Origin of the sequence: Megasphaera sp. UBA4382 (assembly GCF_002391155.1) — a bacterium.
GTDB classification, from domain to species: domain Bacteria; phylum Bacillota; class Negativicutes; order Veillonellales; family Megasphaeraceae; genus Megasphaera; species Megasphaera hexanoica.
The window spans coordinates 21,380-47,882 of the sequence record NZ_DGRS01000029.1 but is presented as its reverse complement, the minus strand read 5'-3'; the positions used below and the strand labels follow the sequence as shown (position 1 = coordinate 47,882).

The following is a 26,503-nucleotide window of genomic DNA, read 5'->3' as shown; positions in this document are numbered from 1 at the left end:
CTTTTAACGCAGGAATGTCACGTGGACATCATCGCCATCCCTGACATATGTACCTGCTTTCGGACTCTGATATACGGCGCGTCCGGCTCCGTTCGGCACAAAGCCAAGCCCGGCTTTGTCCAGCCAGTCATTGACTTCCCGGTTATCCCAGCCAATGAAAGATGGCATGAGGATGCCGTCGTCACTGCGGTGAATTTCCGGCATATGGCGCCGCTGCCCCTTCTCTTCCTGTTTTCGACGTGGCAGCAGATTTTCCTGCCCATGAGATGGACGAATTCCCTTAAATCGTACAATTTCTTCCATAATCTCTTTGAATACAGGTGCCGCTACCTGGGCGCCATAATAGACGCCTGATGGATTATCGACGACGATGAGGACGACAAACTGCGGATCTTCCAACGGCCCAAAGCCGACAAAGGAACCAATATACTGTCCTTCCGCATAGCCGGTTCCCTCGGCGTTGAGCCTCTGAGCCGTCCCTGTCTTACCGCAGAAATCATACCCGGCAATGTGGGCATTCTGTCCGCCGCCGGAAGAAATTTCTTCTGCCATGATTTTACTGATGGTCTTGCTTACGTCGGCCGAGACAGGCTGACCGACTTCTGTCGGTTCGGCCTTTTTATAAATGGAACCATCGGGATTATCGATTTCTTTAATTACATAGGGCTTCATCATATGGCCGCCATTGGCAATAGCCCCGAAAGCCTGGACCATCTGGAGTGGCGTCACGGCATTGCCCTGGCCGATGCCCATAATCGCTTCATCGACACGGCTCATAGAAGAAGCATCAAACAGGATGCCGGCCCCTTCGCCGGGCAGTTCGATTCCCGTCGGCTGGCCGAAGCCAAAACGCCGGGCATATTCCGTTTCTATGCGGCCGCCCATCTGCATGCCAATATATGCCATGCCGGTATTAATGGAAAATTTCAATATTTCCTTAATGGTGACATTGCCCATGCCGGCATCATCCCAGTTGTGGATGGTCCGGTCATCGACGTCGATATATCCTACGTCATGGTATACGCGGTTGACATCCCATTTCCCCGAATCGAGGGCAGAAGCTGCCATAATCGGCTTAAAGGTCGAGCCCGGTTCATACAAATTGACCACGGCCCGGTTCTTATACGCTTCCGCATTACCCTTACCGTATTCGTTGGGATCGAAATTCGGACGGCTTCCCATCGCCAGGATTTCCCCTGTCTTGGGATTCATGACGATGATGGCGGCCCCTGACGGATGATTGCGCTGCATGATGCCGTCCAGCCCTTTTTCCACGACATATTGAATCGTGCTGTCTATGGTCAGCTGGACCGACCGTTCCTGGTCTGGCAGTATCTTTTCCAGCGCCGATTCGAGAATAGGAACGTTATTACGGTCTGTCGTAATATGGAACTTCTGCACATCCCCTTTTATTTCTTTGTCCAGCACCATTTCAATGCCATCCAGCCCCTGGTCGTTTTCTCCTACAAATCCGATGAGTTGGGCCGCCATTTTGCCATTGGGATAGTACCGGTGGTTTTCATCATTAAACCGCAGCCCCTGCAGCTTTTCATCTTTTATCACCTGCTGCAGTGCTTCATAGTGGTCATGATCCATCGTCCGTTCCAGCCAGACAAAGGCCGTATCCCGCTGGAGCCGCTCCTGTATCTCGCTTTCCTTTATTTTCAGATATGGGGCGAGAATATGGGCCATTTCACTGGGACTTCGGTTGATCATAGTAGGATCGGCATACAGCGACTTTGCCATTTCGCTGATAGCCAATACCCGGCCATCCCGGTCCAGAATCGTACCGCGCGGAGATTGAATTTTCCGGCTTTCTTCCGTCTGGGCGTCGGCCCGGCGGGACAGGCTGGGTCCCTTCACGACCTGCAGCCAGAACAACCGGCCAAAAACGACGGCACATACAGTAAACATGACGACGATGCATGCAGCAATACGCCGTTTCATGAATTGTTGTCTTTTTTTATCCTCTGTATTCATTGAGTTTCAGCCTCTTCATGGCGTTTCAGCCATTTTTCTGCCGCATCGAGCAGCGCAGCCGGGTCATTTTCCAGCTGTTTATTCTGGACGCGTTTCAGGAGATTGCGCAGGCAGTCCCCCGTACGGCGGCCACATGCACCAGGCAGGCGGCGGTCGTAATGCAGGTCTTTCGTACTGACGGGCATTTCCCGCGCCAGTTCTTCCATAAAGGCACCAAATGATTCGGTACCGCTCGTATCGGTATGTTCATGGCCGCATCCCCAGATATCGCCGACAGCCAGAGCCGTCGCCTGGCGGATGGCTTTTGCCATTTCTTCACTGCGCCGGAACGGGCCATATAATGCCTCCCGGCGCAGCCATTTATTGATATCCCCTTCGCCCGTATTGGCAAAATAATGGAATTTCATATGCGTCCGGACCAGCCAGGCTATGCGCCGGACAAAGGCCGGGTTCTTATGCCACCGGGTCAGGATATCCGCAGCCATTTCGGCGCCTTTGTCATCGTGCCCATAATCGGTCAGACGGCCTTTGTGTACGCCACGGATTCCCGGCAGTCCCTTCGCCACATCATGAAACAGCGCAGCATAGCGGATAACCGGATCAGCCGGCGTATGGGCGACGACGGCCAGGGTATGGAACCAGGCATCAAACGCATGAAACGGCAGCGACTGTGGTGTATCCGGCAGATGGGCCAGTTCCGGCAGAATGGGGATTTCGTGGTAGATGCCATTTTCTTTCTGCCGGCAGCTGCACTGACCGAGGCCGCTGCGGACGAGGACATCAAGACCTTTATAAGCAGCCGGCGTTACCATGAGCCGGTCAATTTCAGACACGACCCGTTCCAGCGACAATCCCCGTACACGGTCGTATGCCGCAGGCATAGCACGCAGCAGCTCTTTTACCGGCAGGAAATCAAGCTGTCCCGTAAACCGGCAGGCCCGGAACAGGCGCAGGGCATCTTCACTGAACCGGCGCCGCGGGTCGCCTACGGTAACCAGACGTTTCTTACGGATATCTTTCTGACCACCTGTATAATCATAAATATGGTCTTCGTCATCCATAGCCAGGGCATTGACGGTAAAATCGCGGCGCATCACATCTTCACGAAGCGTGGAAGCGTACCAGACTGTTTCTGGCCGGTGACTGTCCGTTCCATACCGTTCTCCCCGGAATGTAGCCGTCTCGATAGTCAGTCCATCGACGACCAGGACGACGATGCCAAAGGCTTCTCCGTTGATTTCTACGGTGTGCCAGTGTTCTTTTTCTGCTATGGCACGGATTTCCTCCGGCCTCGCCGACGTCGTCACATCATAGTCATGAGGCTGCCGCTTCATCAACAGGTCCCGCACAGCCCCGCCTACGATATACGCTTCAAAACCGTCATCACGAAAAGCACGCAGAACGCGCCGTACAATTGGATTCAACAGCTACACCCCATTTCCTACAACAGCAGGATCCCAGTTCATTTCCCAGCTTATAATTCTGTAATATATTATCAGAATACTTAATTATACTATGATATGCCTGAAAATTACAAGGTTATCCCAGAACACATTGCAGGTCCATTATAAGGAAATCTCATGCTCCGTCTTGTATTACTGTTTAAATATGCTATAATGTAGAAAAATTATACTGTAAGGAGGTTATTCCATGTCTCTGGATATAAAAAAATTAGTAGAAACGCAATTCCCCCTGCTCGTCGAAATCCGTCGCCACTGTCATGAATACCCGGAACTTTCCTGGCAGGAAACGAAGACTCTGGCATATATAAAAGAAAAACTGAGCGGCTGGCATATTCCCTCCCAGTCCATTGAAAAAGGGGGAATCGCCGCCATCCTGGAAAGCGGACAGCCGGGACCCACCTTGCTGCTCCGCGCCGATATTGATGCCCTGCCTGTACAGGAAGGAGCAATGAATCTTTCTCAAAAAAGGACATGTATCTCCCAGATTCCCGGTGTCATGCATGCCTGCGGTCATGATGGTCACATCGCCATGCTGCTGGTAGCGGCAAAGATATTGCATGAATGTAAAGATACCTGGTCCGGCACCATCATTTGCCTGTTCGAACAAGGAGAAGAAGACTCACACGCTATGGAATACATCGTTCCCTGGCTGGAAACAAAGAGCGGTTATCACATCGATGGATGCTACGCCACTCATCTGCGCTGGGATATCCCGACGGGTAAAATCGCCATCTGTCCCGATGCCCCCATGGCGGGAGGGTTCCGTTTCGATATTACCATTCACGGACAGGGAGGTCACGGATCCCGTCCGGACCTGTGCCACAGTCCCATCGACTGCTTTTCCGCCTTTAATCAGGAATTACAGGGACTGCGCCTGCGAGCTGTCCCGCCACGCCAGTGCCTGGCCGTCTCTATCGGCAGCCTCCACAGCGGTGAATTGCAGAATGTCGTCCCCCAGGAGCTGACCTTTGGCGGTACCTGCCGTTATTTTGATTACGATAAAGCTGGCAAACCCTTTTATGATGAATTTTATCATCTCCTGGACCACACCTGTGCCAGCTACCATTGCAACTGGACCAGCGGTCCCGTACCCAAACCGTTATATGAGGTCCACAACGACAAAACCTGCGCGGCCCTGGCAGAAAAAGCCATAACGGCCTCCCTGGGAAATGATATACTGACAAAGTGCGAACCGTGGATGGCATCGGAAACATTCGCTATCCTCACCCGGCTCTATCCGGGAGTCCTCACCTTTACAGGCATTGCTAATCCGTCAAAAGGTACTGGTGGCAATCATCATACACCGGAATTCGACCTCGATGAAGACGCTCTCGTCTACGGCACAACGGCCTGTATATCCTATGCACTGGCATTTTTGAAAGAAAACCCACAAACATCATTCATCCGCACGAATGAACCGTTAGATACACTGGCCGCGCGGAATGTATGACATGCATGCTGTCTATCGTAAAAATACAATTGCATTCTGGTACATTATATTGTAGAATAATGGCGGTTGCGACAAGGCAGCCGTTATTATTTATATATATGTTTTCATGTTTTTATCTTATGTTTTAGGAGGCACTAAATTGGACCTTATTAAAAACTGGAAAATCCATGTGTTTGCCTTGCTGCTCGTCATCGTGGCAGAATTTATCGGCATCCAGAAACATGGACTCGTCATCTTCCTGCCAATGCTCTATGCACTGGTACTGGGCGGTATCATTTCCTATCCATCCTTCCACATCCTGAATGAAAAACAGATGACCCGTGCAGGCAATCTCATGGGCATCACCATGCTCTTCCTGATTGCCAAAATCGGTCTGGGCATCGGCCCGAACCTTCATCTGCTCCTGAATTCCGGTCTGGCCCTGATCATGCAGGAATTCGGCCATTTCTTCGGCACATTGATTTTCGGCCTTCCTACGGCTATTTTATTGAAAATGGGCCGGGAAGCCATCGGTGCCTGCTACTCCATCGACCGGGAAGCCAATGTGGCTATCATCGCCGAAAAATTCGGCATCTTCTCCCCTGAAGGCCGTGGCGTCATGGGTATGTACATCTGCGGAACTCTCTTTGGGGCACTCTGGATTTCCATTCTCGCCGGCATCGTATCCCGCACGGGAATCTTCCATCCCTATGCGCTTGCCATGGGCGGCGGCATCGGTTCAGCCAGCATGATGGCCGCCTCTGTTGGTTCCATCGTCGCCGTATTTCCCGATGAAGTACAGAAAATCACTGCCTTTGCCGGGGCTGCCAACCTCATGACATCGGTCATCGGGATTTATTTCTCTCTGTTCATTTCCCTGCCAGTCACCATCAAGGTATATGAACTCGTTACAGGCCGGAAACGGAAAGATGAAGTAACCGAAGAAGAACAGGCCGATGCCAAGACAAAAGAAACGATGGCACAGAATGAAGAAGCCGTCGCAGCAGACATCAAAAAAGAAGAAACGGAAGAACAGGAAGCAAAAAAAGGATCTACCCTGGGCGATGACCTGCTCATCCTCTTCATCACCGGCGTCCTCACCCTCGTAGCTAACTTCGTCGGTTTCAAAGTCAATCCTCTCGACGACTGGCTCGGTATCCTGATCATCATTGCCATCTGCTTTGTCGGCATCCTCATCGCCCACGTCCCGGTACTGAACAAGCTGCCCAATGTATTCTGGGTCTCCATTGTCGCCGTCGTCATTTCTATTCCGGGCATCCCCGGTGCCGAATGGATTACGACCATCACCAAGAATGTCAACTTCCTGGCAGCCTGCACGCCTATCCTGGCATATGGCGGTCTGTCCCTCGGTAAAGATATCCCCGCATTCAAGAGACTGTCCTGGCGCATCGTCCCCGTTGCCCTGATGGTATCGTCGGGCACATTTATCTGCGCGACGATTATGGCAGAAATCATGCTCCATCTTGAAGGTGTCATTTAGGTTTAAAAAGGAGGCTTTACTATGACCAAAAAAGAATTAAAACAGAAAGTCTGCGATGCCATTGATAAACGCGCCGAAGATATCATGTCTTTCGGAACGTCTGTATTCGATGAACCTGAACTGGGTTATAAAGAAACAAAGACATCAGCCAAAGTCCAGGAAGCCATGGATAAGCTGGGTATTCCTTATACGACAGGCTGGGCCATCACCGGTGTCAAAGGCCGGCTGAAGGGCAAAAACTCCAAGCGTACTGTCGCCGTCATGGGGGAACTCGATTCTATCGTCTGCCGCCGCCATCCGTCAGCCGATCCAGTAACCGGCGCGGCTCACTGCTGCGGTCATTTCATCCAGATTTCCGATATGCTCGGCGTCGCCATGGCGCTGAAAGATGCCGGAGCCATGGATTATCTCGGTGGCGATGTCGTCTTCTTTGCCGTGCCGAGTGAAGAATGTATTGAAATCGAATACCGCAAGAAGCTCATGGATGAAGGGAAAATCCATTTCTTCGGCGGCAAGCAGGAAATCATTCTTCAGGGCGGATTCGATGATATAGATGCCGCCATGGAAATGCATGCCTACTCGACGGATGACCCGGAAGGCAATATCATCCTCAACGGCGGCATGAGCGGTTTCATCACCAAACTCATTGAATACCATGGCAAGGCAGCGCACGCAGCCGGACAGCCTCATCTGGGTATCAATGCACTCAATGCCTGCATGCTGGGCATCATGGGCGTCAATGCCCTGAGAGAAACATTCCAGGAAAAAGACCACGTCCGCTTCCATCCGATTATCACCTCCGGCGGCGATCTGGTCAACGTCGTGCCCGATCTGGTACGCATGGAAAGCTACGTCCGCGCCGCATCGGCCGACGCCATGAAATTCTACAACGACCGCATCAACCGCGCCCTTCGTGCCGGTGCCGACGCCATCGGTGCTACCTGTGAAATCAAGGATATGCCGGGTTACCTTCCCATGGAACAGGATAAAGCTCTGGGCAAAATCTGCGAAGCCAACGCCGACGCTATTTTCGGCAAGGACCACGTCGATACGAACCCGCCGTTCAATGCCGGCAGTACCGATGTCGGCGATATCTGCAACCTCATGCCCTGTATCCACCCTCATGTAGGCTGTGTCCACGGAGCCCTTCACAGTGCCGAATTTGAACTGTTCCAGAAACAGGCCGCGTATATCAAGACGACCAAAGTAATGGCAATGACCGTCATCGACCTTCTCTATGACAACGCTGCTGGCCTGGAAGACATCCTGAAAGACTATAAGCCACGCATGACAAAAGAACAATATCTGGCATATATGGATTCACTCCGCAGCTGAGATAAAAGATGTTTGATGTTTGACGTTTGATGTTAAAAAGGGAATGCCCCATGAAAACGTAGGTTATCATGGGGCATTCCTTTTTCTATTTCACTGTTATACTTTTTCCAGAATACTGGTCAGGTTATCATTCAGATAGGGATAGGCGACCTGACGAATCATGGCATCGACGAGCTGCGGATCAAAGGCATCATCGGTAGCAGGCAGACAGATATCGAGCACGATATCGCCGTTATCCGATATGTAGAATTTGAATACTTTGTATTCTTTGTTACCCTGATTGATGAAATCATAAATGGCAGCCTTATTCCCATCATTGACGACTCCGGTTGCGACGAAAATGCGCAGCATGACATAGATACTGTCGTCAATGAGTACCAGGAACGGCAGCCGCTGGCCTTTGACTTCAATACCCGATTGGAAAGCAACGGAATGGCGTTCGTCGTCTTTCATTTCGTTCACGGTAAAGGCTTTGGGATCCACCTTGTCGATATAGGTTTTAAATTTTTCTGCTTTTGTATTCATGTTATCACCTCAAACAACTTGATACATTTATTGTATCACATCTTTTGTATCTCTTCTATTCTTATGGCTTGGATAAATAAAGAGATAAAACGATACGAGAGCTCCTGCTTCTCCGATGACCATGACGATACCCATGGGAATCGCCGTATAGCTTCCGGCAATTCCTACGACAGGAGCCATGACCGCCCCGGAAATCATGGAGAAAAAGCCGATGAGTGCCGCAGCGCTGCCGGCATTTTTTCCCTGTGCCTGCATAGCCATAGAAAAGCTGCTAGTCGATAAGGAAGCCAGTGTCGCCACCGTGAAGAAAAGAATGACCAGAATAGCATAGACAGACCAGTGCAGGAAGAATCCTGTCAGCAGTGCCATACTGCCTACCGCCGCCACCAATAGGACAAAGCGCAGCATCTTCCAGTCGGGAATGCGACCGGCCAGCCGTCCTGTCAGGCCGCCGCTGATCATGAGACCGATGCCGTTGATGCCGAAAATCAGACTGAATGTCTGAGGCGTCACATCATAGATATTCTGGAAAACGAAAGAAGAAGCCGATATATATCCGAAAAACGCCGCGAAGGCAAAACACTGCATGACACAGTGTCCCATAAAATACGTATCGCGGAATAACTTGCCGAAGCTCCGGACGCCTGCCAGCGGTCCGCCATGGATCCGCTTACGGATGGGAAGCGTTTCCGGCATGAAGAGAGCACAGACTGCCAGCGCCAGGCCAATGATGACGAGCAGCCAGAATATGCCGCGCCAGCTGGAAAACCGTAAAATCTGTCCGCCTATGACCGGAGCCAGGATAGGGGCGATGCCATTGACCAGCATGAGCATGGAAAAGAGCCGGGTCAGAGCCGTTCCACGGCAGACATCACGGGCAATGGCCCGGGCAATGACGATGCCGGCACCGCCGGCAAACCCCTGGATAAACCGGGACACTAAGAGCAGCCAGATTGTCGGAGAGAAAATACAGGCGACGGACGAAAGGGAAAAAACGGCCATGCCCAGAAACAGAGGCTTCCGCCGCCCTGCATCGTCGCTGACAGGACCGGCTATGATCTGACCGGCAGCCATGCCGGCCATGGACGCCGTCAGCGTCAGCTGTATCATAGATGGTACGACACCGAAATCGGCCATCATGGCCGGAAGTCCCGGCAAGTACATATCTGTTGAAAGTGGGGCAATGGCTGCCAGCATCCCCAGAAATACGGTCAGCCCTATCATCAGATGTTGACGTTGTTCACTCATTTAGTTCGCACTCTCTTTCCACACAGGCAGATTCTGAATCAGCGGCGGCACGCCTGCCAGTGTCTGGCAGGTATGCCAGGCCGTTGCAGCCACAGCTGGTTCCACACGGACCAGATCGGGTACCCAGATAGACGGGATATGAGCTGCCGCCGCGGCTTTCAGGCCATTTCCCGAGTCTTCAAGGACAAGAGCCCGCTCCGGTCGTACGCCCAGAGTCCGGCAGACTGCCAGGAAAATATCCGGGGCGGGTTTACTGTGAGCCATGGCATCACCGCTCTGGATATGGCAGAAATAGGACTCCAATCCGGCTTTATGAAGCAGCAGCCGTACCGTTTCTTCTGCAGAGGAAGAAGCGACTGCGCAGCGGATACCTTCCTGTCGCGCGTAATCCAGGCATTCCTGCAGGCCCGGTTCTGCCGGGGCACCCTTTTCATGATAGATTGCCAGCTGCATGGCCTTCTTCTCATCGTGGAATGCATCATAGGGAAAGTCCGCCCCATAGGTCTGCAAAAATATTTCTTTTATTTTCGCATTATTCATGCCAAATATGGTATCAAAAAATGAATCCTCCATATCTATACCATATTTACGGCCAATGGCCCGCCAGCACGGTACGGAAATCCGCTCCGTATCGAACATAAGACCATCCATATCAAAAATAAAAAGCTCCGGTCTATACATCTTATTCCCCTTTCATAAACGCTAACAACCTCTGGCTGCTGCCAGAGGTTGTCTTTCTCGCTGTCGCATTCGATTATCCTGTTACGTTTTTAGCGTACAGGGATGACTTCCAGCCAGTATCCGTCCGGATCGGCAATGAAGTAAATCCCCATGGCCTTATTTTCAAAGACGATACAGCCCATGTCTTCATGTTTCTTATGAGCCGCATCAAAATCCTGTACCCGGAACGCCGTATGGAATTCATTTTCACCCAGATTATACGGTTCTTTCCGGTCTTTGAGCCAGGTCAGTTCCAACTGGAAATCACTGGCATCGTTGCCGACATAGACAATGGTGAAGTTAGGATTTTCGATGCGCCGTTGTTCTACCAGTCCCAGGGCTTCTTTATAAAATTTCAGGCTTCTGTCCAAATCGAGAACATTGAAATTAGTATGAGCAAATTTAAATGTCATAATATTCCCTCCTTACGCTTCTTCCCAGCCTTTACCTACATTGACCCAGCCTTTGGCATGAGAGTAGGTTTCTAATTCCGGCAGTGTCAGTTCGATGGCACTATTTCCGGTACCACAGGCGGGAAATACCGTCTGGAACCGTTTCAATGATTCATCCAGATATACATCTACACCGGGATTGACAGCAAAGGGACACACACCGCCGACGGGATGGCCGATGAGACGTTCTACGTCATCGTGTTTGACCATAGACGCCTTGCGGTGAAATGTGTCTTTGAATTTGCGGTTGTCTACCCGGGCATCGCCGGCAAAAATAACGAGAAACGCCGAATCATCGTCGCCATAAAACGACATGGATTTGGCAATACGTTTCCCTTCCGTGTGCAGGGCTGCTGCGGCCAGATCGACAGTAGCACTTGATTCATGCAATACCTGCACCCGGTCTTCCATACCATATTGTGCAAAATAAGCCTTTACTTTTTCTAATGACATTGTATAAAATCCCCCATCCCCCAATAACGGCTAAATACTACCTCTTTTGCGGATATAAAGAATTATATACTAAAAGAGTCTGCCATTCAAGATAGTCTAGAGGAGTTCAAAGGAGGCAACACTGCCGCAATCGGTCTTTTTGACAGCCAGGCGGGTATCAATGCGTTCCCGCAGTTCACCTACGTGGGAGATAATCCCTACCAGGCGTCCGCCCTGACGTAATTCCAATAGCGCTTTCAGGGCAAAATCAAGCGTTTCCGGGTCCAGCGTCCCGAATCCTTCGTCGATGAAGATGGTATCCAGGTGAATGCCCCCGGAATAAGCCTGCACTACGTCGGCCAGCCCCAGTGCCAGAGACAGGGAGGCCAGAAAGGTTTCTCCGCCGGACAGCGTATTGGCCGGACGGGTATATCCCGTATAGGCATCGAAGACTTCAATATCGAGGCCGATCTGACGCACCCGGCGGTCATCCCAAGAGTGGGACCGCTGCAGTTCATAGCGGTTGCGGCTCATTTTCTGCAGCCGCTGATTCGCCGCCTGGAGCACTTCATCGAGGAGCGCTCCTAAGACGTACCGTTCAAAATTAATTCCCGTCGTCCTGCCGCTGATAAGATCATAGAGAGCTCCCACTGTCTTATAGTGTTCACTCAGCTCAGTCTGTTCCTTGTGCCAGGCATCAATCTGACTGGCACAGTTCGTAAGCTGGCGGAGTTCTGCAGCCAGTGCGGCCTGCTGCCGGGACAAGTCCTGGCAGGCCTGATTCAAAGCATCCAGCTTCTTGCGGTATGTTTCCATATCCGGTTTTGTCTTGCCCTGAATCATCTTTTCTTCCTGCAGGACCTGTCCCCGTGTCTGCTGGAGAGATGCTCCATAGGAAGTCAGTTTTTCTTTTAACGGTTCAATCTGCTGCAACTCTTTCTGCAGAGCCCGGCATTCATTCATATCACGGAATCCGCACTGACCAGCCTGTGCCTTTAATTCTTCCAGCGCTTTCTTATATTTCTGGCGCAGCTCATCCCGTTGGGCTTCTTTCATCCGGGCCTGTCCGCTCCAGTGGGCCTTTTCCTGTTCCTGCTTTTGTCTGGCCGCATTCCAGTCTTTTTCTTTCTTTTCAAAGGCAGCGAGCTGCTGACGGAGAGTCTGTATTTTCCCTTTCAACACAGTAGGATTGCGATATTCTTCAGGAAGTGTCCGTTCTGCTCTGGCCAGGGCTTCTTCCGCCTTCGTCCGGTACAGCCGTGCTTCCTCATAATCCTTGCGGGCCTGTTCTGTCACTGCCGTCTGCTGCGTCACCGTTTTTTCTTTCTCTTCCAGCTGTTGTGCAAGCTGCCGTGCCTGTTCGATTTCTTTCAGAAGAACAGCTTCTTCTGCAGCCGACTGTTCTGCCCGGCGGGACCAGTCGGCACTCGTCCCGTCTTCGGGATACTGCTGCCGCAGCAATTCATACTGGCGTTGCTGTTCCTGCGCCTGCGCAGACAGGACCTGTTCGTCCTGTTCCGCCTGCTGGCGCTGCTGTTCGCTTGCTTCCGCCCGTTTCCGGCAGCGTTCGACATCGGCCTTTTCCGGGAAATCAGCTGGTTTGACTGCCAGTTTGGGGTGGGATACGGCCCCGCATACGGGGCAGACATCTCCATCGTGCAGATTTTCCGCCAGGACAAAGGCCTGCCCCTGAAGGAACATGGCACTCACGGCGTCAAAATCCGTTTTGTCCTGAACGGCCTTCTGCAATACGTTTTTCAGGTGGCTGGCAGCTGCTTCTTGTTTCTTTGCCGTATCCTGCCAGTTGTTCTTCAGATTCTCTATCTGTTTTTCCTGATTGGCACGGAGCTTCCACTGTTTAGTCCTTGCCCTTACCTTTTCATACTCGCCTTCCCGGCCCGACAGGGCATCCCGTGTCTTGCGGACCATATCCAATTTTTTCTGAGCCATTTCCCGTGTCTGGTCGGCTGTATGCCATGCCTTTTCACAAGCCGCTGCCTGCAGGGACGCTTTATGCTGTTCTTCTTTCAATGCGGCATATGAATCGGCTTCTGTCACGAGATTTTCCAGGCGGATGGCTTCCGCTTTATCTGTTTCACATTGATCATGACCGGCCTTCATATCCTCTTCCTGCCCATTGAGCCGTTTCAGTTCTGTATCAGCAGCCGTCGCCTTTGTCTGAAGCGTTTCCCATTCTTTCGAAGCCTCTACGCCCTGCTTCTGGATATCATCGAGAGTACGGCAGGGTTCACTGAGCAGGCGGGCTTTTTCCAATAAATCCAGCTTCTTTTCTTCCGCGGCCATAGTCTCTTTTTGCGTTTCAAGCTGCTGCAGCCGTACCTTGGCATCTTCCCATGCTTTCCAGTGGCTGGCAACAGCCTCGGCCTGCTGGACTTCCTTCTGGAAATCATCGCGCTGGCGGACAGCCCGGCCAGATTTTTCCTTTGCTTCCCCTGCCTGCGCTGTTTTATCTGCAATGGTCTGCATCAGTATTGCTTCATCAGCGGCTCCCGTCAGTGACAAATATTGCTCAATCTTTTTCTTCAGGTCTTCATAGGCATGGCTGACATCATCATGCATGGTTTTGGCCAGTGCCTGCAGCCGGTCATAGCGCTGGGTATGGAACAGCACCTGCATGATGCGCTGCCGGTCTGATGAATTGGCCAGGAGCAATTTCCGGAAATCCCCCTGGGGCAGGAGGACGACCTGACGGAACTGGTCCGATTTAAATCCCAGGAGTTTTTCAATTTTCTGGGAGACATTCTTACTGGTCACCAATATGTCCCCATCCGGTGTATTCAGCTCGTAAAGGGCAGCTTTCATAGATACATGCCGCGTACCCGTTCCTCTTTTTTTCGCGATTTCCTGGTCCGGGCTCCGTTCGACGCGATATAATTTTTGTCCAATCGTAAAGGTAAACGCTACCTGCGTCACTTCTTCTGGTGTCGCATATTCACTGCGCATATGCGCTCCGTTGCGTCCTTCTGTACCGCCACTCAGTTCTCCGTACAGGGCATAACACATGGCATCAAGAATCGTCGTTTTCCCTGAGCCAGTCGGTCCGTAAATGAGAAACAACTGCCGGTCTCCCAGAAGGCGGAAGTCGATGACCTGCCGGCCTGCATACGGGCCAAAGGCAGTCATATCCAGATAAACGGGCTTCATAAAATCCCTCCTCCTTCTTCTTTGCGCAATGCGTCCCAAAGCTGATGCAGACAGTCTGTTTCCTTTTCCGACAAAGGCTGTTCCGGCCTCATGGCACCGGCAAAACTGGAAAAGAGTTCTTCTTCTGTCGTCCCGCGGATATTGAAATCCCGGTCACCGGCATGGTCTGAAATACGGCGCCGCGGGGCCTCCAGTGCCATGGCATTAGGATATTTCTTGCGCAGTCTGGCCATGCCATCGAGGACCGGTTCGGTGTCATCGATACGTGCCAATACATAATCACCGGTCCGGTCATCTTCTCGTTCCATAATATCGTGGAATGAACCTTTCAGAATACGCACATCATGGCGTGGCGTAAAGGAAATAAACCGGCTGCTGACCTGTCCATTATCAGCCAGGTCGACGAGGACAGCCCCTTTTTTTTGTGTTGCTTCGCTAAAGGAATACTTAAGCAGGCTCCCGGCATACCGCACCTCCTGCCGTCCCACCTGCTGCGGCCCGTGAAGATGCCCCAGTGCGGTATACTGGAAGCGGTCAAAAACTGCACTGTCGATCATATCGGTACCACCGATAGAAAGAGGCCGTTCGGAATCGCTGCTTACCCCGCCAGAGGCAAAGACATGACTGACGCAGACAGCCCGCATGTCATCACATCCTCTGGACTGAAATGCACAGAGTGCTTCCAATGCCTTTTGATGATCGTGGATGGTTTCATCACTCAGAAAATGGCGGACATCAGCCGGTTCGGCATAGGGAAGCAGCACAAAGGCAACCGGTCCCGCATCATCGCGGAGGATGACCGGCCCCGTCAGCTTGTCCAGATCACCAGCAATATACAGTCCCTGCCGGGCCAGAAGGGCACTGCCAAAGGAAAGGCGGGACGCACTATCATGATTGCCGCTGATGACCAGAAAAGGAATATGAAGTTCCGCCGTCACCTTTGTCGCAATTTCATCAAACAATTCCACAGCAGCAGCCGGCGGCAGGCTGCGGTCATAGACATCCCCGGAAAGGACGACGGCCTCTATGCCTTCGTCTTTCAGCAGTGGCAGAAATTGTTCTTTTAGCACGTATTCCTGTTCATCCGTCAGATAATCGCCATAAAACATCTTTCCCAGGTGCCAGTCCGCCGTATGTAAAATGCGCATGTCGTCACCTCTTATTCCTTGTACAAACTTCGCAGAAGTGAAATTTCATGAGCATATCCCGGCAGTTCATTCGGTGTTTCCAGATAAAAGGGGAGCTGCCGTAATGCCGGATGATTGATAATTTGCGTAAACGCTTCGATGCCGATATGGCCTTCACCAATCTTTTCATGGCGGTCTTTATGGCTTCCCAGTTCATTTTTACTGTCATTGATATGGATGGCTTTCAGTCTGGACAGGCCAATACGCGTATCAAACTGAGTCAGCACGTCATCGAGATGATGAACGATATCATATCCGCCGTCAAAGACATGGCAGGTATCGAGGCAGACCCCGATGTTGTCCTGCAGTTCCACCTTTTCAATGATAGCGGCAATTTCCTCAAAATTGCGGCCTACTTCTGTCCCCTTGCCGGCCATCGTTTCCAGCAGGACCGTCGTTTTCTGGCCTTTGAACATGCACGTATTGAGCATATCAGCAATAAAATCTATTCCTGTTTCCGCCCCCTGTCCGACGTGGCTGCCCGGATGGAAGTTGTAGCGGCAATGATCGAGGTATTCCAGACGGCGCAGGTCATCAGCCATAGCTTCTCTGGCAAAAATCCGCGTCTTTTCCGTCTTCGAACAGCCATTCAGCGTATACGGTGCATGAGCCAGTATAGGAGCAAAATGATGCTCCGCCATCAGCCGGTTCAACGCTGCCATATCGTCCGTATCGAGAGGCCGGACGCTGCCGCCGCGGGGATTGCGTGTAAAAAACTGAAATGTATCGGCACCGATCGACAGGGCTTCTTCACCCATATGCAGGAATCCCTGGGAAACAGATAAATGACATCCTATATGAAGCATAGCCTTTTCTCCTTTTATGCAAAAACAGGCTGCAACGAAACCAATTCGTCCCAGCCTGCCTGCTTATCCTATTAATTTTCTTTTTCGTTCTGGAATCCCGTTTCTTCATTCTGGCATTCTGCACAAATTCCCGTAAAGGATACATTGACAGAATCTACCCGATAGCCCGTTTGTGTCTGAGCCAGATCAGCGAGCTTATCCCGTTCCACATCTACATCCATGACGCGGTTGCAGCGGGTGCAGCGGATATGGGCATGGGGCTTGGTGTTAAAATCATAGCGGTGCGCATCTTCTTCGCACTGCAGCACCTGTACGACACCGATTTTTGCAAAAATTTCCATCGTTTTATATACCGTCGCCAGACTCATGAACGGATATTTGGGCTGTAATTCTTTATAAATGGCTTCTGCATTGGGATGTGTCGTATTATTGTTGACTACTTCATACACGGCCAGACGCTGTGGCGTGACTTTATAGCCGTTTTCCCGTAATACTGCAGCAATATCCATAGACATAATCCTCCTTTCTCCATTAACAAGGATTTTTCACCTGTGAATGCTATTAAATGAGTATGATTTTTAAATTGCGCTTCTACTATATTGTAACCGTTATTTGTTGAAATGGCAATACAAAGATTCTAAATAATACGAAAAATATACATTATATTCGCCCCTTTGTCAAATCAGCCGTTGACGGAACAGCTATTTCCACTCATAATATAGTACTAGGAAGAAAGGAGACCGGCATGAATGAAGAAATGATTATCCATCAGATAGCTTCTGACCTGCATATCCGACCGGGACAGGTCCGGACCGCATTAGACCTGTTTGCCAGTGGCAATACCATCCCGTTTATCGCCCGGTACCGCAAAGAGGCAACGGGGACCCTGGATGAACAACAGCTGCGCCAGATCAAGGAACAGTATGAATACGAAGAAACACTCAGCAACCGCAAGGACACGGTACGCCAATCCATCATGGATCAGGGATTATGGAGCAATGAAATCAAAAGCCAGCTGGAAAAAGCCCGGCTGTTACAGGATGTAGAAGATATATATCTGCCCTTTAAGCCTAAAAAGCGTACGAAAGCATCGATGGCCCGCGACGCAGGCCTGACACCTCTGGCTGATTTATTCTGGAATCAGGATATACACGGGCCAGCTCCGGAAAAAGCAGCAGAAGCTTATCTGAGCAAAGATGTGCCTACCGTAGAGGATGCCATCCAGGGCGCTGCTAATATTATTGCCGAACGCTGCTCCGAACTCGCCCCATACCGCCGTTTTTTACGTAACGCCTTCTGGCATGACGGCAAACTCACCTGCTCGCTGCAGGAAGAAGAGGAAAAATCACGGATTTATCTCGCCTATAGAGATTTTCACGAAGCCATCCGGCGCCTGCCCAGTCATCGTATCCTGGCTATTAACCGCGGGGAAAACCAGAAAGCGCTGAAAGTCAATCTGGAAGTCCGTACCGACGCATATATCAGCCGGTTGTGCCAGATGATCATCAAAGGCCCCTCTCCATATAAAGATATACTGGAAAGCGCCGCCACCGACAGCTATAAACGTCTCATCTGTCCCCAGATAGAACGGGAAATCCGCAATGAACTCACAGAAAAGGCAGAAAAACAGGCTATTCAGGTCTTTGCCTCTAATCTGCGCAGTCTGCTCCTGCAGCCTCCTTTTACCGGTCAGACCATTCTCGGTCTCGATCCGGGGTACCGCACAGGCTGCAAAGCTGCTGTCATCGACTCTACCGGTGCCGTGCTGGCCTACGGGACCTATCACCTTACGGGCTCGGAAAAACAGCGTCATGAAAGCGCCGATGCTCTGACCCACATGATCAGGGAGCACGAAGTTACCCTCATTTCCATCGGTAACGGAACGGCCTCATATGAGACGGAACAGTTCGTTTCCCGCTTAATCCATGAACAGCATTTGAAATGCCGCTATCTCATTACCAACGAAGCCGGCGCCTCGGTTTATTCGGCATCGGAACTGGCCCGGGAGGAATTACCGGATCTGGATGTCACGATACGCGGAGCCGTTTCCATCGCCCGCCGCATCCAGGACCCGCTGGCAGAATCGGTCAAAATCGACCCCCAGTCCATCGGTGTCGGCCAGTATCAGCATGATGTCAATCAAAAATCCCTGACGGCAGCACTGGATGCAGTCGTCGAATCGGTTGTCAATTATGTCGGCGTCGATCTCAATACGGCTTCAGCTGCTCTGTTGCAGCACGTATCGGGCCTGACCTCAGCTACGGCTGCAAACATCGTCACCTATCGCAATGAAAACGGCCCATTCCACAACCGCCAGGAACTGATGAATGTCAACCGGCTGGGTCCGGCGACATTTACCCAGTGTGCCGGATTTTTACGCATCAAAGACAGTACCCAGCCACTGGATAATACGTCTGTCCATCCGGAATCGTATGATCTGGCCGCTAAAATCGTGCGTCAGTACGGATTTACTCTGAAAGATCTGAAGAACCCGGCCCGCCTGCAGGATTTGCAGAGCCGTCTGCAAATGAACGCCGCCCCTAAACTGGCATCGGCCCTCAATGCCGGCGAACCAACAGTCCGTGACATATTGGAAGAATTGCGGAAACCCGGCCGGGATGTGCGCAGCGACTTCCCCAAACCGCTGACACGACGCCACGTCCTGTCCCTGGATGAACTGGAAATCGGTTCTATCGTGCGCGGTACGGTCCACAACGTCGTCGATTTCGGTGCCTTTGTCGATATCGGCCTTAAAACGCCCGGCCTCGTCCACCGGTCAGAATTATGCAATCATCCCTTCCATCACCCGACAGATATCGTACACGTCGGCGATATCGTAGACTGTATGATTCTTTCTGTAGATACAGAACGGAAACGCATTGCCTTATCCATTAAAAAAGCAACAATATAATATAGATAATATAACAGGCTGCCCTCATCGGACAGCCTGTCATGTTATCTATATTATACTATTTTCCTAATTCACGTTTCGGCCATTCCGCATCTTGTAATATGGCCCGGCCAACCCCGATCATATCAGCCGCTCCCGTGACAAGAAGGTCTTCTGCCTGTTCCACTGTCTGTACCCCGCCAGTCAGGATGACCGGTACGGAAACATGATGACAGATAGCGGAAGACATATCGCGGAAATAACCCGGTTCTGTATGATCCTGGCGGACAAAGAAATTCATGCCGCCTGATACATCAATCAGATCAACCCCAGCCGTTGCAAACAATTTAGCTGCTTCCACGGCATCATTGATTGTACTGCCGCCCGGCTGATAGTCACATCCGCCAAACCGGATAGCCAGCGGATACGCCGTACCGACGACCATACGGATAGCATGGATGACCTGCAAATGGAAATGAACACGTTTTTCCAGCGTGTCACAGCCATAGGCGTCGTTACGGTGGTTGGTAAGTGGTGAATAAAATTGGTTCAGCAGATATCCATGAGCCGCATGGATTTCCACGCCGTCATATCCGGACGCTTTGGCTCTGCCGGCAGCGGCGGCATATTCTGCTACGAGTACCTGTATTTCTTCGACAGATAACTCCCGTGGCAGGACCTGGCTCTGTTTCTGACGGGGATGTAGTACAGGAGACGGGCCCACAGCCTGCTGCCGCGTCACAATGGGATCGGCAATAGAACCGGCATGATTAATCTGAGCAAACACACGCGTACTCCCTTCGCGGTGGATACACCGGGTCAGCTGCCGCAGGCCGCCAATATCGCCATTGCGGGAAATGGAAATCTGATTCGGATCGGCTTTTCCTTGCTTATCAATATACATATGCTCCGTAATGATCAGACCCAGATAGCCCTTTTCTGCCCGTTTCTGATAATACTTACATATTTCTTCATCAATGTAGCCATGAGAAGCAGCCCGGGTAGCCATAGGCGGCATGACGATACGGTTCGTCAGCGTAAGATGATGAATCGACAGCGGTTCTTTCCATTTCATTATCAATCACTCCTTACAAGCTAAAATTACATGTTATTTCGTAACCATTCTTTTCTTTTAGTATACCATTAAACACGACTATCCTATAGGAAATTTTTAGTCTTATTCCGGGAAAATTTCCTGTAGGAATCGTCTCTGGTTCACGTATACAAAAGAGAGGCAGCGGCAAACATAGCTTTTAATGCTCATTTGCCACTGCCTCATTTGTTATCGCAGGTAGAGTTGCAATGCCGGTTCTTCCTTAAAACGGCCCCGCAGTTCGACCGTACGCGTTTTCGCATCCGTTTTCTTGATTCCCCGGGCACTGACACAACTGTGCCGGCCTTCCAGGAGGACAGCAATATCCGTACTGCCTGTGATTTCTCCCAGAATATCGGCAATATCACGGCCCAGCCGTTCCTGAAGCTGCAGCCGCCGCCCGGCCATGTCACAGATGCGGGCAATCTTAGAAAGACCAATGACCTTGCCTTTGGGAATATAGGCAACGGTCGCTTTCATATCGTACATGAGGGCCATATGATGTTCACAGTACGAAAAAAGGTCAATATCTTTCATGACGACGACCTGATCGCTGCCTGCACTGGTCGTATCTTCTGCAAAGGTCTTATCCAGCATCTGTGCTAGTTCATGATTCGTGTAATTCATGCCGTCAAAGACTTCCTGGTACATTTTGGCTACCCGTTTCGGCGTTTCCACCAGGCCCTCCCGGTCAGGATTTTCTCCGAGAGCAATGAGAATCCCCCGTACATGTTCTTCTATCGCTTTGGTATCAATCATATCAGACACCCCGTTTCTCTGGATTCCAGATAACCTTATGTATCTGGATTTGTAAACGCACATCGTTCATTTTATGTGTTTCCATGAAAGCAACCATATCGACCGGTTCAATCGAACCGAATACTGGACTGAGATACACATGGCATCGTTCTGTCAGCCTGTACTCTTGTATGACTTCCCACGCCCGCTGCAGGTCTTCCTGGCTGCCGCAGACAAACTTCACCGTATCCTGCTTTTCCAGGACAGAAAAATTCTCCACTTTCATAGCCCGTTCCCAGCCGCTGGAAGGCAATTTGTAATCCATCGTAAAGACAGGCCGCGCAGGCATACAGAATGGACGCAGGTCTACAGCGCCGTTCGTTTCAATTTCTACGCGGATTTTTGGCTGTGCCAGGAGTTTTTCTATTAATTCAGCGATTCCCTGAGACAGCAGCGGTTCCCCACCAGTGAGCGTAACATTATGCACGCCCGTAGACAGGACGTACTCCACGATTTCATCGGGTGTCAGTTCTTCATAGGGACAATCCGCTTCATAGGCCCATGACGTATCACAGTAACTGCAGCGGAGATTACATCCCTGAAAACGCACAAATACAGACAACTCACCTGCCCGGTTCCCTTCCCCGTTGATACTGATAAATTTCTCTGCTACCTTCATGTCAGCCTCCATAAGACGCACAATTATTAGGCGTTTCGTATACATCTACGCGGGAAACATCATATCCCTGCTGTTGCATCGTTTCATAAATATGGCGGGAAAACTCCTCTGCCGTCGGCCGGAAAGGCACTTCATGGAGACAGAAATCTTCTTCCTTCAAGGCGGCTACAGTCGTTTCCTTCAGAGACCCCGTTTCATATATCAGGCTATGGTCATAGAAATCACAAATATCTTTCAGACTCTTTTTCAAGTCAGAAAAATCCACTACCATACTGCGGCATTGTGCATCAGTCCGCAACTTGTCCGACCGGATTTCTACGATGACCCGCCAGCGGTGACCGTGCAGATTATGGCATTTTCCTGCATACCCTTTAAGAAAATGAGCCGCATCAAATGATTGTTCTGTCTTTAAATAATACATGGCTGTACTCCTATAAAAAAACAGCCCTGCCAAAGCAGAGCTGTCTCACACAAATAAACAGTCCTGGTTTTGTTTTACGACAGGATGGTACAAGCGAACTGTCGATATGGCTTAACGAACATTATTTTACACGTACTCCGCAGAGCTGTCAATAAAAATCAGGGAAGATATACGTCGCTGTAGTCTTTATGACGCATGAACCAGCGGGACGCATAGGAGCACGAAGCCTTGGTCTGATGCCCCGTACTGCGAATATAATCAGCCGCTGCCTGAACCAAACGGCCAGCCGCTCCCTGACCGCGCATACTATCATCGACTTCCGTATGGACGATGTCATAATCGCCCTGTTCGTCCTGGAAAAAATCAACTTCCCCGACGGTCTTTCCTTCTTCATTCTCTATCCAAATCTTATTGGGACTATACTGCAAATTCATGATACATCACCTCTAGTTCACAGTATATCAGATACACAGATTCTTGTCTGTTGGTTTTGCAACGTGTCCCTGTAAATGGTCTTCACATATTAAAGTATCATATTGTCATCGGATGCTCTATGCCCGGCGGAATTAAAATTTGTATTTCATAGGGACAACGGGTATATTCACATAAACTATTTTCATATTCATTAGCCAGAACCAATTTAGGTTTGCAATGTAAATGCCGGAAATATACTTTTGCTTCATAGGGATTACACTGTTCACATAAAATGTGAGAGGTCATGCAAAAATAGTCGCCTTCCGGGATTTCAATAACATGCTTGGAGGCTGTTTCAGGCTTATTATTTAAAAACATACCAATATGAGTCGGATTATTTTTACCTTCCAGGAAATCTGCATATGACAGAATCAGAGAAAACTGTCGTTTGTATACTTCATTTTTTAATTCACTTGAGTTTTTTATTTTATGCAGACGTATGTGATAGCTTTCTTTTGTCTCCCCTTCTTTTATTTTAGCTACGACCAGATAGCGTTTCGGTAAATGACTGATATGGCTTTTATTTTCCTTCTGGCTGCGGATAAAATAATCGTGATACCAGGTAATCATATCTATCGTATCATGCAACTGTTCAATCTGTTTTTGAAAGTCTTCCTTTTTTTGATCCAGCATAGTTACGAGCTTATCAATATCATTTCGCAGTAATATCGTACGTATTTCATCCAGTGAAAAGCCGAATTTCTGCAAATATTTAATGCGGTCGATAAAATGAAATTGTTCATATGTATAATACCGGTATCCTGTACGGGGGCTAATATATTCCGGTTCAAGCAGATTAATTTTAGCATAGTATCGTAAAGCTTGTACGGATACACCCATTATTTTGGACACTTCACCAATGGCGTAAAATTTTTTCATACGGAATCTCCTCGCATCTGACTAATATCATAACCATATCATGGACTTTAAAAATGGTCAAATGCAAAAAACAAATTGGAATATTCGATGACGGACAGCGAATTGAATATAGTATATAAGCCACTCATAAAATTTTTTGAAAATTTTATGAGTGGCTTATATACATTTTATAAAAGTACTATTCAACTTTACTTGTTAGCATGAGCTTTGGCATCAATTTCACGGGCTCTCTGCCGGATTGCTTCTTCCTGAGCAAAGACTTCCGGATCATCTTCATAAAAAATGCAGAAATCTGGATCTACTTTGCCAATACCCATATACCGGGCTTTATAGTCTTTCAGTAATGCCCAGAATTTCTTACGCAATACCAACAATCCCAGTAAGTTTGTAGCAACCGGAGCAATCAATGTAATATTAACGATTGTCCAGAAAAGATCCGGGCCGTTGCCAGTATAAACAATAGAACCAACAATGATTAAATTTGGAATTGGATATACAAATTTGAAAATTTTTACTAAACGGTCGCGAAGAATCGGGCGGCTTCTAAAACCATGATTGATGACAGCTACATAGAATGTAAACCAACCACTCGTTACGGTAATCCCGAAGAGAATCGCTACGATACCAAGGAAGATATCCCCACCGAAACCGAAAGCCGTTTCAAAAGCGGCAATACTCAGAGATGCCCCTTTAATACCAGAGTCCCAAACGCCTGTAGCAATAACACACAAAGCAGTGAGAGAGCAAACAATCATCGTGTTTACAAACACGTCGAATGATGCCCATAAAGCCTGACGTACTGGATGCGGAGTATCAGCAGATCCATAAATAAAAGGAGAAGAACCCTGCCCAGCTTCATTGGCATTAATGGAACGAGCAACGCCATCACCAATAACTTTGGCAATAGTGGCACCGGCAAAACCGCCAACAGCTGCAGTGCCTGTAAAAGCATCATGGAAAATCAGATAAAACATATGTGGAATATTCTGATAATTAAAAACGATCAAGAACAAACATCCTACGAGGTATAACAAACATTTAAAAGGAGTTGCGTATTTTTCAAATTTTGCTACACCGGGAATTCCGTGGTAAATGACATAATACAATAAAGCCGTATATAACACTGTAACCAGCATCTGGTCAATACCAAAACTTGTTTTTAAAATTTCTGAAATGGTGTATACCTGGGAACCACCTAAAAACTGAGCAACAAAACCTATCCCAAAGAGAACAGCCAGAACCGTGCCAAATTTACGATGATGCAATTCATGAGCAATCCCTTTTTCCAGCATATAAGTGCCACCACCGTAATATTCACCTTTTTCATTACGGCTGCGGTAATAACACCCTAAGGTCGTTTCAACCATTTTGACCATCATGCCAAAGAAAGCCCATAACCACATCCAGAATACGGCACCCGGTCCACCAGTAGCAACAGCTGTTGCTACACCACCGATGGTTCCCATGCCGACGTTACCGCCAACAGAAACACAAATCGCTTCAAACGGAGAAACATGACCTTCCGACTTTTGATGGGCATCCTTGCTGAACATACTCATAAACGTGTTCTTTATAATATGTCCAAAATGAAAAATCGTAAAAAATTTAGACCCTATCGTAAAATAAGCCCCTACAAAAATAACGAATGCAATGAATGGAATGCTCCAGAAAAAATCGTTTATAGCATTCAGCGTATGTGCTAACATATGCACTACCTCCAGTTCAGATAAAGTTGTCCCAACTTACAAATGCATTTGTCTTGTGGCTCTAATCTTAAACTATATAGCTACAATAGAGTCAACGTGAAAAAACAGACATTTTGACATTGACTCTATTGTGGCTATAGACAATATACTGGAGACACGTCAAATACAGGAGGTCTTACAACATGTTTAAACAAACAGACAAAAAATTCAGTTTCGGTACAGATGTTCTTTCAAAAGGCATCTACATTAATGAACCGGCTACCAACCCGGAAGCCACTCCTATTTATATGACTACAGCCTTTAATGTAGAAGACCTGGATGATTTACAAAAACGTTATGATGAACATGGTTTTTGCTACAATCGTAATCGCAATCCAAACCGCAGCGCATTAATCGAATTAATGACTTACGCAGAAAATGGTGAAGATTCTATTGCTTGCAGTTCCGGCATGGGCGCCATTGCCACCACAATTATTTCCAACGTTAAAGCGGGCGATCATATCGTGTCTGACATGACGCTCTACGGAGAAACGATTGATATTTTCACAAAAGTTTTGAGTCATTATGGTGTAGAAACGACATTCGCCGACTTTACGGACATTGACAGTGTAAAGAAAGCTATCCGTCCGAACACCGCTCTTTTATACACGGAAACCGTATCCAATCCGATGATTACCGTACCAGATCTTAAAGCAATCGCAGATATAGCGCATGATAATAATGCGATTTTTGTAGTAGATAATACATTCATGACTTGTGTCCAGTGCCGTCCACTCGATCTGGGCGCTGATATTGTCGTCAATAGCCTTACTAAATTTGCTAATGGTCACAGTGATGCCGTATGCGGTTCTGCAACCGGTAAAGCTTCTCTCATAAAGAAGGCCTATGATTTACAAGTGTTAATTGGCACGCAGGCAGATCCATTTTCAAGCTGGCTCGTATCGCGGGGATTCCGTACAATCCAGCTTCGTGTCCGCCAGCAGGCTAAAAATGCTACTGCCCTGGCAAAAGCATTGGATGCCAGCCCTTATGTATTAAAAGTAAATCATCCCAGCCTTCCTAATCATCCACAGCATGAATTAGCTGAAAAACAATTTAATGGTTTTGGTGGCATGCTGAGCATCGAACTCCCGGAAGATCGTGACAAAATGAACAAATTTATGCGTGCTCTGAGTTTTGCTCATTATGCTATGACCTTAGGCGGTTACCGGACAACTTTATCGTATCCAGTCATGTCTTCCCATTATGATGTACCGCGGGAAGAACGACTTAAGATGGGTATTACCGATGGACTTCTCCGAATTTCCTGCGGCATAGAAGAAACAGATGATTTAGTCAATGATTTCCTGAATGCGTTAGAAATTGCATATAAATAAAAGG

The 26,503-nt window shown here is 49.1% G+C and carries 23 protein-coding genes; 5 read left to right on the top strand and 18 right to left on the bottom strand.

What is annotated here, in order from left to right; genetic code table 11:
• Positions 1-3 precede the first annotated feature (3 nt).
• Both B4H10_RS03390 and B4H10_RS03385 read right to left on the bottom strand, forming a co-directional pair.
• Entirely contained in the window at positions 4-1,980 is a 1,977-nt protein-coding gene (locus B4H10_RS03390; protein ID WP_113855628.1) for a penicillin-binding protein, read from the bottom strand.
• Positions 1,977-3,404, bottom strand: coding sequence for a CCA tRNA nucleotidyltransferase (locus tag B4H10_RS03385; RefSeq protein ID WP_292018175.1), 1,428 nt, complete (start codon positions 3,402-3,404; stop codon positions 1,977-1,979). The genes B4H10_RS03390 and B4H10_RS03385 overlap by 4 nt, the downstream gene beginning before the upstream one ends.
• 226 nt (positions 3,405-3,630) lie before the next feature.
• On the opposite strand from B4H10_RS03385, the gene B4H10_RS03380 reads away from it, so the two are divergent.
• From B4H10_RS03380 to B4H10_RS03370, 3 genes are all read left to right on the top strand, one after another.
• On the top strand, positions 3,631-4,893 hold the full coding sequence (locus tag B4H10_RS03380) for a M20 metallopeptidase family protein (protein WP_292018174.1): 1,263 nt from the start codon (positions 3,631-3,633) through the stop codon (positions 4,891-4,893).
• Positions 4,894-5,032: 139 nt separating this feature from the next.
• Positions 5,033-6,373, top strand: a complete 1,341-nt coding sequence (locus B4H10_RS03375) for a DUF3100 domain-containing protein (protein ID WP_083237041.1) — start codon at positions 5,033-5,035, stop codon at positions 6,371-6,373.
• 21 nt (positions 6,374-6,394) lie between these two features.
• Positions 6,395-7,708 carry an amidohydrolase gene (locus B4H10_RS03370; protein WP_292018173.1) on the top strand — a complete coding sequence of 438 codons (1,314 nt, stop codon included), beginning with the start codon at positions 6,395-6,397 and terminating at the stop codon, positions 7,706-7,708.
• Between the two features lie 96 nt (positions 7,709-7,804).
• On the opposite strand, the gene B4H10_RS03365 is transcribed toward B4H10_RS03370, so the two are convergent.
• From B4H10_RS03365 to B4H10_RS03325, 9 genes are all read right to left on the bottom strand, one after another.
• A complete protein-coding gene (locus B4H10_RS03365) occupies positions 7,805-8,233 on the bottom strand; it encodes a YbjN domain-containing protein (RefSeq protein ID WP_059075401.1) in 429 nt (142 codons plus the stop codon).
• A 27-nt stretch (positions 8,234-8,260) separates the two neighbouring features.
• Positions 8,261-9,481 (bottom strand): multidrug effflux MFS transporter, encoded by a 1,221-nt coding sequence (locus tag B4H10_RS03360; protein ID WP_059075402.1) that lies wholly within the window; start codon positions 9,479-9,481, stop codon positions 8,261-8,263.
• Complete coding sequence (locus tag B4H10_RS03355) at positions 9,482-10,162, bottom strand: HAD family hydrolase (RefSeq protein WP_150824311.1); 681 nt, start codon at positions 10,160-10,162, stop codon at positions 9,482-9,484.
• 89 nt (positions 10,163-10,251) lie between these two features.
• A complete protein-coding gene (locus B4H10_RS03350; RefSeq protein WP_075581324.1) occupies positions 10,252-10,614 on the bottom strand; it encodes a VOC family protein in 363 nt (120 codons plus the stop codon).
• Positions 10,615-10,626: 12 nt separating this feature from the next.
• Positions 10,627-11,106: a YbaK/EbsC family protein gene (locus B4H10_RS03345; RefSeq protein ID WP_113855622.1), complete on the bottom strand. Its 480-nt coding sequence runs from the start codon at positions 11,104-11,106 to the stop codon at positions 10,627-10,629.
• Positions 11,107-11,202: 96 nt separating this feature from the next.
• Positions 11,203-14,250 carry an AAA family ATPase gene (locus B4H10_RS03340; RefSeq protein WP_292018171.1) on the bottom strand — a complete coding sequence of 1,016 codons (3,048 nt, stop codon included), beginning with the start codon at positions 14,248-14,250 and terminating at the stop codon, positions 11,203-11,205.
• The gene (locus B4H10_RS03335; RefSeq protein ID WP_292018170.1) at positions 14,247-15,398 is read right to left on the bottom strand and encodes an exonuclease SbcCD subunit D; all 1,152 of its coding nucleotides are present in this window, start codon (positions 15,396-15,398) and stop codon (positions 14,247-14,249) included. The genes B4H10_RS03340 and B4H10_RS03335 overlap by 4 nt, the downstream gene beginning before the upstream one ends.
• 11 nt (positions 15,399-15,409) lie before the next feature.
• Complete coding sequence (locus B4H10_RS03330) at positions 15,410-16,243, bottom strand: deoxyribonuclease IV (RefSeq protein ID WP_075581328.1); 834 nt, start codon at positions 16,241-16,243, stop codon at positions 15,410-15,412.
• Between the two features lie 71 nt (positions 16,244-16,314).
• Entirely contained in the window at positions 16,315-16,752 is a 438-nt protein-coding gene (locus tag B4H10_RS03325) for a Fur family transcriptional regulator (protein ID WP_292018169.1), read from the bottom strand.
• A 236-nt stretch (positions 16,753-16,988) separates the two neighbouring features.
• Here B4H10_RS03325 and B4H10_RS03320 point away from each other — a divergent pair, with 236 nt between their 5' ends.
• Positions 16,989-19,154 carry a Tex family protein gene (locus B4H10_RS03320; protein ID WP_075581330.1) on the top strand — a complete coding sequence of 722 codons (2,166 nt, stop codon included), beginning with the start codon at positions 16,989-16,991 and terminating at the stop codon, positions 19,152-19,154.
• 58 nt (positions 19,155-19,212) lie between these two features.
• Here B4H10_RS03320 and B4H10_RS03315 read toward each other — a convergent pair whose 3' ends face one another.
• From B4H10_RS03315 to B4H10_RS03285, 7 genes are all read right to left on the bottom strand, one after another.
• A complete protein-coding gene (locus B4H10_RS03315) occupies positions 19,213-20,208 on the bottom strand; it encodes an NADH:flavin oxidoreductase (RefSeq protein ID WP_292018168.1) in 996 nt (331 codons plus the stop codon).
• Between the two features lie 207 nt (positions 20,209-20,415).
• Positions 20,416-20,982: a GTP cyclohydrolase I FolE gene (folE, locus tag B4H10_RS03310; RefSeq protein ID WP_200817444.1), complete on the bottom strand. Its 567-nt coding sequence runs from the start codon at positions 20,980-20,982 to the stop codon at positions 20,416-20,418.
• Positions 20,983-20,986: 4 nt separating this feature from the next.
• Entirely contained in the window at positions 20,987-21,643 is a 657-nt protein-coding gene (gene queE, locus B4H10_RS03305) for a putative 7-carboxy-7-deazaguanine synthase QueE (protein WP_292018167.1), read from the bottom strand.
• A 1-nt stretch (position 21,644) separates the two neighbouring features.
• Complete coding sequence (gene queD, locus B4H10_RS03300) at positions 21,645-22,064, bottom strand: 6-carboxytetrahydropterin synthase QueD (protein ID WP_113855615.1); 420 nt, start codon at positions 22,062-22,064, stop codon at positions 21,645-21,647.
• A 158-nt stretch (positions 22,065-22,222) separates the two neighbouring features.
• The gene (locus B4H10_RS03295) at positions 22,223-22,498 is read right to left on the bottom strand and encodes a GNAT family N-acetyltransferase (RefSeq protein ID WP_059075415.1); all 276 of its coding nucleotides are present in this window, start codon (positions 22,496-22,498) and stop codon (positions 22,223-22,225) included.
• 97 nt (positions 22,499-22,595) lie between these two features.
• Positions 22,596-23,417, bottom strand: a complete 822-nt coding sequence (locus B4H10_RS03290) for a MerR family transcriptional regulator (protein ID WP_292017284.1) — start codon at positions 23,415-23,417, stop codon at positions 22,596-22,598.
• Positions 23,418-23,605: 188 nt separating this feature from the next.
• Positions 23,606-25,123, bottom strand: a complete 1,518-nt coding sequence (locus tag B4H10_RS03285) for an alanine/glycine:cation symporter family protein (RefSeq protein ID WP_059075417.1) — start codon at positions 25,121-25,123, stop codon at positions 23,606-23,608.
• Positions 25,124-25,305: 182 nt separating this feature from the next.
• On the opposite strand from B4H10_RS03285, the gene B4H10_RS03280 reads away from it, so the two are divergent.
• Positions 25,306-26,499 carry a trans-sulfuration enzyme family protein gene (locus B4H10_RS03280; protein WP_292018166.1) on the top strand — a complete coding sequence of 398 codons (1,194 nt, stop codon included), beginning with the start codon at positions 25,306-25,308 and terminating at the stop codon, positions 26,497-26,499.
• Positions 26,500-26,503 lie beyond the last annotated feature (4 nt).

Bases quoted from the DNA above. Each gene is read 5' to 3' on its own strand.
- B4H10_RS03390 (WP_113855628.1), bottom strand. From the start codon at position 1,980: ATGAATACAGAGGATAAAAAAAGACAACAATTCATGAAACGGCGTATT.
- B4H10_RS03380 (WP_292018174.1), top strand. From the start codon at position 3,631: ATGTCTCTGGATATAAAAAAATTAGTAGAAACGCAATTCCCCCTGCTC.
- B4H10_RS03370 (WP_292018173.1), top strand. From the start codon at position 6,395: ATGACCAAAAAAGAATTAAAACAGAAAGTCTGCGATGCCATTGATAAA.
- B4H10_RS03365 (WP_059075401.1), bottom strand. From the start codon at position 8,233: ATGAATACAAAAGCAGAAAAATTTAAAACCTATATCGACAAGGTGGAT.
- B4H10_RS03360 (WP_059075402.1), bottom strand. From the start codon at position 9,481: ATGAGTGAACAACGTCAACATCTGATGATAGGGCTGACCGTATTTCTG.
- B4H10_RS03355 (WP_150824311.1), bottom strand. From the start codon at position 10,162: ATGTATAGACCGGAGCTTTTTATTTTTGATATGGATGGTCTTATGTTC.
- B4H10_RS03350 (WP_075581324.1), bottom strand. From the start codon at position 10,614: ATGACATTTAAATTTGCTCATACTAATTTCAATGTTCTCGATTTGGAC.
- B4H10_RS03345 (WP_113855622.1), bottom strand. From the start codon at position 11,106: ATGTCATTAGAAAAAGTAAAGGCTTATTTTGCACAATATGGTATGGAA.
- B4H10_RS03340 (WP_292018171.1), bottom strand. From the start codon at position 14,250: ATGAAGCCCGTTTATCTGGATATGACTGCCTTTGGCCCGTATGCAGGC.
- B4H10_RS03335 (WP_292018170.1), bottom strand. From the start codon at position 15,398: ATGCGCATTTTACATACGGCGGACTGGCACCTGGGAAAGATGTTTTAT.
- B4H10_RS03330 (WP_075581328.1), bottom strand. From the start codon at position 16,243: ATGCTTCATATAGGATGTCATTTATCTGTTTCCCAGGGATTCCTGCAT.
- B4H10_RS03325 (WP_292018169.1), bottom strand. From the start codon at position 16,752: ATGGATATTGCTGCAGTATTACGGGAAAACGGCTATAAAGTCACGCCA.
- B4H10_RS03320 (WP_075581330.1), top strand. From the start codon at position 16,989: ATGAATGAAGAAATGATTATCCATCAGATAGCTTCTGACCTGCATATC.
- B4H10_RS03315 (WP_292018168.1), bottom strand. From the start codon at position 20,208: ATGAAATGGAAAGAACCGCTGTCGATTCATCATCTTACGCTGACGAAC.
- queE (WP_292018167.1), bottom strand. From the start codon at position 21,643: ATGAAGGTAGCAGAGAAATTTATCAGTATCAACGGGGAAGGGAACCGG.
- queD (WP_113855615.1), bottom strand. From the start codon at position 22,064: ATGTATTATTTAAAGACAGAACAATCATTTGATGCGGCTCATTTTCTT.
- B4H10_RS03295 (WP_059075415.1), bottom strand. From the start codon at position 22,498: ATGAATTTGCAGTATAGTCCCAATAAGATTTGGATAGAGAATGAAGAA.
- B4H10_RS03290 (WP_292017284.1), bottom strand. From the start codon at position 23,417: ATGAAAAAATTTTACGCCATTGGTGAAGTGTCCAAAATAATGGGTGTA.
- B4H10_RS03285 (WP_059075417.1), bottom strand. From the start codon at position 25,123: ATGTTAGCACATACGCTGAATGCTATAAACGATTTTTTCTGGAGCATT.
- B4H10_RS03280 (WP_292018166.1), top strand. From the start codon at position 25,306: ATGTTTAAACAAACAGACAAAAAATTCAGTTTCGGTACAGATGTTCTT.